Below are 7,712 nucleotides of genomic sequence, written 5' to 3'. Positions count from 1 at the left end.
GCATCGGCCCCGGTGGCGGCGCGCACGGTGGCTTGCCCAAGCCCCGGCCAGGCAAAGATCGTCTCGGCCAGAACCGAGCCGCCGACAAGTTCCCCCGCCCCCGCCAGATGCACCGTCAGCGCCGGGCCAAGCGCGTGGCGGGCACCGTAGCGAAAGGCGAGCCGCAGGTTCGAGGCGCCATGCGCCGCCAGATGCCGCGCCGCCGGGCTTTCCAGAAATGCCGTGGCGCGGGCGCGGGTGTGCAGGATCAGCGCCGAAATGCCGACGACCGAGACCGTAATGGCGGGCAGGATCAGATGGGTCAGCCGCGCCCAAAGCCCCACCTCGGCGGCAATCTGCCCGGGCGGCGCGGCGCAGCAGGCGGGCGGCCAGCCCAGCCCCACCGCAAAGACCGACACCAGCAGGATCGCCAGCCAAAAGCCGGGGCTGGCCGAGAGCATCACCGCAAATCCCCGGATCAGCGGCCCCGGTGGCGGCGCGCACGGTGGCTTGCCCAAGCCCCGGCCAGGCAAAGATCGTCTCGGCCAGAACCGAGCCGCCGACAAGTTCCCCCGCCCCCGCCAGATGCACCGTCAGCGCCGGGCCAAGCGCGTGGCGGGCGCCGTAGCGAAAGGCGAGCCGCAGGTTCGAGGCGCCATGCGCCGCCAGATGCCGCGCCGCCGGGCTTTCCAGAAATGCCGTGGCGCGGGCGCGGGTGTGCAGGATCAGCGCCGAAATGCCGACGACCGAGACCGTAATGGCGGGCAGGATCAGATGGGTCAGCCGCGCCCAAAGCCCCACCTCGGCGGCAATCTGCCCGGGCGGCGCGGCGCAGCAGGCGGGCAGCCAGCCCAGCCCCACCGCAAAGACCGACACCAGCAGGATCGCCAGCCAAAAGCCGGGGCTGGCCGAGAGCATCACCGCAAATCCCCGGATCAGCCGGTCGGGCCAGCGCCCGCGCATCGCCGCCGCCAGCAGGCCAAGCGTGAAGCCCACCCCCAGCGCCAGACAAAAGGCCGTGCCGATCAGCGCGAGCGACGCCCCGGCCCGGTCGGCGATCAGGTCCAGCACCGGCGCGTTATAGGTGATCGAGGTGCCGAAATCGCCCGAGGCGAGATGGGAAAGCCAGAGCCAGAACCGCTCGGGCGCGGGGGCATCAAGCCCCCAGGCTTCGGCGATGGCGGCGCGCTGCTCGGGTCCGACCTGCGCCACCCGCGCGCCGACATAGGCTTGCACCGGATCGACGGGCGCAAGCGAAACCAGCGTGAAGAGCCCCGCCATCGCCAGGGGCAACAGCCAGATCAGCCGGATCAGCCGGTCCAGAAGCAGCTGCGCCAGCCAGTTTCGGGCCATCAGTTGCAGGTCCATTTCCAGTTTTGCAGACCCTGCGTGATCGGGTAGCCGTGTCCATGCGGCTCGATCTGCAGCGGGCCAAGGTCAAGGCAATCGCTGACCCAGTAATTGTGGTCGATGTTCACCAGCCACGCCCAGGGCGCATCGCCGCGCGCGCCAAAGCCGGTGCTGCCATCCCATTGCGCCGCCTTCCATTCGGGCAGCGAAGCGGCGAAATCCGGCGCGGCCTGCGCGGCATCCAGATGCGCATCGACGGCGGGGTTCTTGTAATAGCCGGTGTTGTAATATTCGACCCCGGCGAAGCTGCCGTGATACAGCGCATAGATTTCCGAGGGATCATGCGCCCCCCAGCCAAACAGCACCGCATCCCGGTGCATCACGTTGTCGATGTCGTCCCAGCTTTTGCCCGAGGGCTCGATGGCGATGCCCACCGCCTTCGCCTGTTCGGCAACGCCCAGCGAAAGCGCCTGCCGCAGCGAATCCGAGGCCGGATAGACAAGGGTGAACCGCGCCTCCTGCCCGTTCTTTTCGCGCAGACCGTCGCCGTTGCATCGACCCAGCCCGCCGCCTCCAGCGTGACGGCGGCGGCGATCGGGTCGGCATCGGGCAGCGCGCTTTCGGGCTGATCCCAGGACAGGCCATCGACCGGGCCATGCGCCGGGCTGCCGTGGCCATTCAGCGCCAGATCGACCAGCGCCTTGCGGTCGAGAAGCTGGTTGATCGCGCGGCGGATCGCGGGATCGGCGGTCACGTCATTGCCGATCGGCTTGCCATCCGCGGTCTTTTGCCCGGCGGCGACCATGGGGAACATCACGCCCCGGTTGTCGACGGTTTTCGCATGCAGCACATGCATCCCCTGCGGCGGGCCGTCCGCGTCGGCCGGAGGCACGGCCGCCACCTGCACCGCCCCGGTCTGCGCCAGCGCAATCGCGGCCGCCTCTTCGCCAAAGACGAAGCTCACCCGCGGGAAGGGCACTTTGCCACCATACCAATAGGGATTGGGCTCGACCACCAGTTGCTCGCCCTCGCGCCATTCGACCATCCGGAACGGCCCCGCGCCGACCGGATGACGGGCGTAGTCCTTACCGTAAAGCGCCTTCGGCACGATGCCGAGCCCGACCAGATGGCTGGTGAAGGTGATCTGGGGCTTCGTCAGTTCCAGTTCCACGGTGTCGGGGGCGATGGCGCGGGCTTCGCGCAGGATCTTCATGTCGACGAGCCCGCCCGCATCGCGCGCGGTGTTGAAGGTGAAGGCCACATCCTCGGCCGTCAGCGCCGTGCCGTCGGAGAATTTCGCATCCGTGCGCAGCTTGATCGTCCAGGTCAGCCGATCCGCCGAGAGGCTCCAGCCCGTCGCCAGATCTCCCACCATGGTCAGATCGGCATCAAGCTTGAGCAGCGTCGCCTGAAACAGCGGGTTGCCGTAGCGCCCCCAGCCCATCACCGGATCGAAGCCGCCCTCGGGCTCGCCGCCCACGGCCAGAACCAGAGGCGGCACCGGACCGGCTTGCAGCGGGCTTGCCAAGGACAGCGCGCTCAGCACGGCCAGCGGGATCAGTTTCAAGGTGGTCTTTCGCATGTCGCCTCCCGGCGTATGATTTTATCGTGTGATTTTTATACTAATTAATCATACGAATCGCGTTGCTGTCAGACGGATTTCCCGCCTGCGGGGGCGTTTGCCTGCGTCTTCTGCGCAAGTCTTTCGGCGTTGCAGGACTTTCTTGACAGCGCAAAGTTATGACGAAATGATGCATAAATCATACCGAGAGGGCTTCTGCCCGGCCGGTGGCTCACATCAGGATGCCTGACATGCATATTCCCGACGGATACCTCAGCCCCGCCACCTGCGCCGTGACTTTCGCGGTGACGCTGCCGTTCTGGATCCGCGCGATGCGCAAGATCGAACGGGTCGAGGATGCCCGCACGATTCCGTTGATCGCCCTCGTCTCGGCCTTCAGCTTCGTCATCATGATGTTCAACCTGCCGATTCCGGGCGGCACCACGGCACATGCGGTGGGGCTTGGCATTGCGGCGATCCTGCTTGGGCCATGGGCGGCGGTGCTGGCGATTTCGGTCGCGCTGCTCATTCAGGCGGTGTTCTTCGGCGATGGCGGCATCACCGCCTTTGGCGCGAATTGCCTCAACATGGCGGTGGTCGGGCCGATGGTGGCCTGGGCAGTCTGGCGGATCGGCACGGCCGGGGCCTCGGTCGGCGCGCGGCGGCAGGTGATCGTGGCCGGGCTTGCGGGCTATGCGGGCATCAATGCCTCGGCCCTCATCGCGGCGCTTGAATTCGGCGTCCAGCCGATGTTCTTCACCGATGCCGGGGGGGCACCGCTTTATGCGCCTTACCTCCTTTCTGTCGCGGTGCCCGCGATGGCGATCACCCATCTGACCATTGCGGGGGCGGCGGAATTCATCGCCACCGCCGGGATCGTCGCCTGGCTGCAGCGGTCGAACCCGGATCTGCTGATGCGCTCGGAATCGGTCTCCGAGGGGCGCGGCTGGTCGGCGCTGGGTTGGCTTTGGGCGGGGCTTGCGGCGCTTGTCGTGCTTAGCCCGCTGGGGCTGATCGCCTCGGGCACGGCCTGGGGCGAATGGGGCGCGGATGATTTCACCTCGGCCGAGGGGCGCGCCGCCATGGCCACCGCTTCGGGGGGCATGAGCCCGCCCGACACCCTGCCCGGCGGCTTTGCCGGACTGGCCGATGTCTGGCGCGCGCCGATGCCCGATTACGCGCCCGTCTTCCTGCAAAACGAAACGCTGGGCTATGTGCTTTCGGCGCTCGTCGGTGTGGCCCTTGTCACGGCGCTGGTGCTGCTCGGGGCGCGCCTGCGGGCCGCCCGGCCGCGTCAGGCCTGATCGGCAAACATGGGCGAGCAATCCTTCGTTCACAGCCATCCGGGGCATGGCGAAACCGACCTCGTCGCCCGGATTTCCGGCGGCATCAAAGGGCTGATGCACCATGCCGACGACGCGGTTGCGCTGGCGCAAGGGCCGGGACTGCTGCAAGGCCTCGATCCCCGCGCCAAGGTGGCGGGGATCTTTGCGCTGATCCTGGCCGCCGTCTGGACGCAGTCGCTGGTGGCGCTGGCGCTTGTCCTTGCCCTTGCGGTGGTGTTGGGGACGGCCTCCGGTATCGGTCCGCGAAGGTTGGCGCGGCAGGTCTGGGGCGTGGTGGCGGCCTTCACCGGCGTCATCGCGCTGCCCGCACTGGTGCTGGTTCCGGGTGAGGCGCTCCTGCCCCTGCCCTTCGGGCTGGCGATCACCGAACAAGGCCTGCGCTCGGCCGCGTTTCTGACGCTGCGCGCCGAAACCACCGCAACTCTGGCGCTGCTGCTCGTGCTCTCCACCCCCTGGCCGCAGGTGCTCAAGGCGCTGCGCAGCCTTGGCGTGCCGCGGGCGGGGGTGATGATCCTCGGCATGACGCATCGCTACATCTTCGTTCTGGCCGAAACCACGCTTGATCTGTTCGAGGCGCGGCGCAGCCGGATGGTCGGGCGGCTTGATGCGCGTGCGGCCCGCGCGCTCGCCATGGGCATCGCGGGCACACTGTTTGAACGCTCGTTGTATCTGGCGACCGAGGTGCATCTCTCGATGATCGCGCGCGGCTATCGCGGCGAGGTGCATCTGCTCGACGATTTCCGCTTCCGGGCGCGCGACGCGGCCTTCCTGCTGGCGCTTGTCCCGGTTTGCCTTGCGCTGGTCTTGCGATGAATGACTGTGTCTTTCGCCTGTCGGAGGTGAGCTTTTCCTACAAGGGCGTGGCTGCACTTTCCGGCGTCACGCTTGATCTGCCGCGCGGTCGACGCATCGCGCTTCTCGGCGCGAATGGCTCGGGCAAGTCGACGCTCTTGCGCCTCCTTGACGGGCTGCACTTTCCCGAGGCGGGCCGGATCGAGGCGCTTGGCGCGCCGCTCAGCGCCGCCGCCTTGGCCGACGAGGCCACCGCCATCGCCTTTCGCCGCCGCGTCGGCTTCGTGTTCCAGAACCCTGATGTGCAGCTTTTCTGCCCCTCGGTCTTTGACGAACTCGCCTTCGGCCCGTTGCAGCTGCACTGGCCGCGCGAGCGGATCCGCGGAGCCGTCACGCGGATGCTTGACGCGTTCGGGCTCACCGCGCTGGCCAACCGGCCGCCGCACCGGCTTTCGGGAGGCGAGAAGAAGCGGGTGGCGCTGGCCTCGGTGCTGATCCTTGACCCCGAGGTGCTGCTGCTCGACGAGCCCACCGCGGCGCTCGATCCGCAGGCGACGGACGACATCGTGACCCGGCTCGAGACCGGCTTTGGCGCGCAAGCGGCCGACAGGACGCTGATCTTTTCGACCCATGATCTCGATGTCGTGGCGCGGATCGCCGATCATGTGGTGGTGCTGGAAGCCGGGCGGGTGGTGGCCGAGGGGCCGACGGCTTCGGTTCTGGCTGACACGGCGCTTTTGCGCCGCACCCGGCTCTTGCCCGCGCAGGCGATCCCCGCGGTCGGGTGACCACCCGTTTCACCGGCTTGTGCGACATCTGCCGCCATGCGAGGAAGGCGCAGGAGGGTCCCATGCAGCGTGTCACCATCACCATCGAAGACAATCTTCTGGCGGCGCTTGACGCCTTCATGGCGCGTTCGGGCGCTTCGAACCGGTCCGAGGCGCTGCGCGATCTGGTGCGGCGCGGTCTGGCCGAGGATGCGCCCGAAGAGGCCGAATGCGTCGGCGTGATTTCCTATGCGCTCGATCCCTCGCAGCGCGATCTGGGCCGTGCCGTTCCCGAAAGCCGCCAGCGCCACCACGACACGGCGATCGCCGCGCTGTCGGTGCCGCTCGATCATACGGCGGCCGTCGAGGTCACGGTGATGCGCGGCACGGTGGCCTCGGTCACGGCCTATGCCAATTCGCTGTTCCTGCAGCGGGGCGTGCTGCATGGGCAAACCGCGCTGGTGCCGGTGCGCACCGAGGTCGAATTCCACCTGCACGGCAGCCGCGCCCATACCCACGAACATCTGCGCGTGCAGGAGCGTTGGGCGGATCGCGGCGCCAGCTGACGTCGCGACGACCCTACAGCTGCAGCCCAGCCGCATGGCGGAACGAGACGATCTCGCGCCCCTGAATCTGGTCGCCTCGTCGGTTTCCGACAGGCATTGCAGTCTGCGAGGATCGCGCCGCGAGAGCCGATCAGGGTAGCGAACCCCCAGCCCACTCTTGCACCAATGCAAGCGCGAAGCAGCCACCAGAAATACGGCCGGAGCAATCTCAATCGCATCGTCTCTCGGCACAATGATTGAATGGCCGCTTCGCAGAAACCGGCTCTGCTCATCGATCTTCCGATTGGCGGAGTGCATCGGCCGCGCAAGGCGTGCCCCCCTGAACGCGAAGGCCACCGTCTGTGCAAATGCGCAGTCCTGCATGGAACCGGCGAACGGCAGCTATTTCACGTTTCTGCAGGTGCAATGCCGCGACCTCACAATCGGCAAACCGCCAGTCGCGACGATGCCGAGCTTTGCGCTGATGTCACGGCGCCGCGGAGTGGCGTCCAATACATCTCAGACTCACGGAGCGAGTCGCCGGGCTGCATCCGCGGTGTTGCCTGCTAGGTGTTTGATCCCACGGTTTGATGGTGCGATCCTTTCGCAAGAATGGAAGGAAGCACTTTGGGACAAGTTCGTCATGGCAGCGCCACGATCGAGCCAGCGCGGCGCCACCGGTTCAAGCGCGCTGGCGAGGGCACGCCGTAAGAGCAGCAATAATGAGGGCCTGCCCGCCATCGGTTCAAGGGCTGGCCCGAATGATCGCAAGCTTCGCTCGCGCAGCTGAGCCGGGAGCTCGGCATCAATCCGAAGACGGTGGCGAAGTGGCGCAAGCGCGCGACGGTCGAGGACATGAAGACCGGGCCGACGGAACCGCGGTCCACCGTGCTGACCGAGGCCGAAGAGGCGATGGTTGTCACATTCCGGCGGCACACATTGCTGCCACCGGACGACTCGCGCCTGCCGGATGTCGAAGGCGACAAGCCCAGGCGGCAGAAGTTCAAGCGCTACCCCATCGGCCCTCGCCAGCGGATCTCGAACCGATGGCGACCACGCAGGCTCGATCCACATCGACATTGCTGCAGTTCAGACCGCCGAGGGCAAGCTCTACCTTTTCGTCGGCATCGACCGCACATCCAAGTTCGCCGTCGCGCAACTCGTTGCAACGGCTGACCGAAAGACAGCTTGGGAGTGAGGTGATCCCCAGCCAGCGGACAGTTTGCTAAGCTTGCCGCCAAGGAAGACGAGGACGAACAGCGTGGCTGGCAAACGGCAGAACTACAGCGCGGACTTCAAGGCGAAGGTGGCGCTTGAAGCCATTCGTGGCGAGGCGACGATCGCCGAGCTGGTGGTGAAGCACGGCGTGCAT

At 67.2% G+C, this 7,712-nt stretch carries 9 protein-coding genes and 2 pseudogenes; 7 read left to right on the top strand and 4 right to left on the bottom strand.

Going from position 1 to position 7,712, the window contains the following annotated elements; all coding sequences use genetic code 11:
* The 4 genes and pseudogenes from C8J30_RS19425 to C8J30_RS17695 all read right to left on the bottom strand — a co-directional run.
* Positions 1 to 440 (bottom strand): ABC transporter permease subunit (locus C8J30_RS19425; protein WP_146227963.1); only part of this gene is annotated, 440 nt, incomplete at its 3' end.
* 22 nt (positions 441 to 462) lie between these two features.
* Positions 463 to 1,260: pseudogene (locus C8J30_RS19420) on the bottom strand (ABC transporter permease); the annotation flags it as partial.
* Positions 1,261 to 1,331: 71 nt separating this feature from the next.
* Entirely contained in the window at positions 1,332 to 1,763 is a 432-nt protein-coding gene (locus C8J30_RS18955; protein WP_220033832.1) for a periplasmic substrate-binding domain-containing protein, read from the bottom strand.
* A complete protein-coding gene (locus tag C8J30_RS17695) occupies positions 1,709 to 2,911 on the bottom strand; it encodes an ABC transporter substrate-binding protein (RefSeq protein ID WP_220033831.1) in 1,203 nt (400 codons plus the stop codon). The genes C8J30_RS18955 and C8J30_RS17695 overlap by 55 nt, the downstream gene beginning before the upstream one ends.
* Positions 2,912 to 3,141: 230 nt before the next feature.
* Between C8J30_RS17695 and cbiM the strand changes: the two genes are divergently transcribed.
* The 7 genes and pseudogenes from cbiM to C8J30_RS18435 all read left to right on the top strand — a co-directional run.
* A complete protein-coding gene (cbiM, locus tag C8J30_RS17690; protein ID WP_110807387.1) occupies positions 3,142 to 4,194 on the top strand; it encodes a cobalt transporter CbiM in 1,053 nt (350 codons plus the stop codon).
* Between the two features lie 9 nt (positions 4,195 to 4,203).
* The gene (gene cbiQ / locus C8J30_RS17685; protein ID WP_110807385.1) at positions 4,204 to 5,049 is read left to right on the top strand and encodes a cobalt ECF transporter T component CbiQ; all 846 of its coding nucleotides are present in this window, start codon (positions 4,204 to 4,206) and stop codon (positions 5,047 to 5,049) included.
* A 26-nt stretch (positions 5,050 to 5,075) separates the two neighbouring features.
* Positions 5,076 to 5,816 (top strand): energy-coupling factor ABC transporter ATP-binding protein, encoded by a 741-nt coding sequence (locus C8J30_RS17680; RefSeq protein ID WP_245909926.1) that lies wholly within the window; start codon positions 5,076 to 5,078, stop codon positions 5,814 to 5,816.
* Positions 5,817 to 5,878: 62 nt separating this feature from the next.
* Positions 5,879 to 6,361 carry a nickel-responsive transcriptional regulator NikR gene (gene nikR / locus C8J30_RS17675; RefSeq protein WP_110807395.1) on the top strand — a complete coding sequence of 161 codons (483 nt, stop codon included), beginning with the start codon at positions 5,879 to 5,881 and terminating at the stop codon, positions 6,359 to 6,361.
* A 361-nt stretch (positions 6,362 to 6,722) separates the two neighbouring features.
* Positions 6,723 to 7,130 carry a hypothetical protein gene (locus tag C8J30_RS18950; RefSeq protein WP_146227962.1) on the top strand — a complete coding sequence of 136 codons (408 nt, stop codon included), beginning with the start codon at positions 6,723 to 6,725 and terminating at the stop codon, positions 7,128 to 7,130.
* Positions 7,106 to 7,529 (top strand): annotated as a pseudogene (locus C8J30_RS19180) (IS481 family transposase); the annotation flags it as partial. The gene C8J30_RS18950 and the pseudogene C8J30_RS19180, both read left to right, overlap by 25 nt.
* 72 nt (positions 7,530 to 7,601) lie before the next feature.
* The coding region (locus tag C8J30_RS18435; RefSeq protein ID WP_146227936.1) for a transposase at positions 7,602 to 7,712 on the top strand (111 nt) is incomplete at its 3' end.

The sequence above is a fragment of the Rhodobacter viridis genome (assembly GCF_003217355.1).
Classification (GTDB): Bacteria; Pseudomonadota; Alphaproteobacteria; order Rhodobacterales; family Rhodobacteraceae; genus Rhodobacter; species Rhodobacter viridis.
The sequence above is the reverse complement of the archived record's forward strand: the minus strand, read 5'-3'. Positions and strand labels throughout refer to the sequence as shown.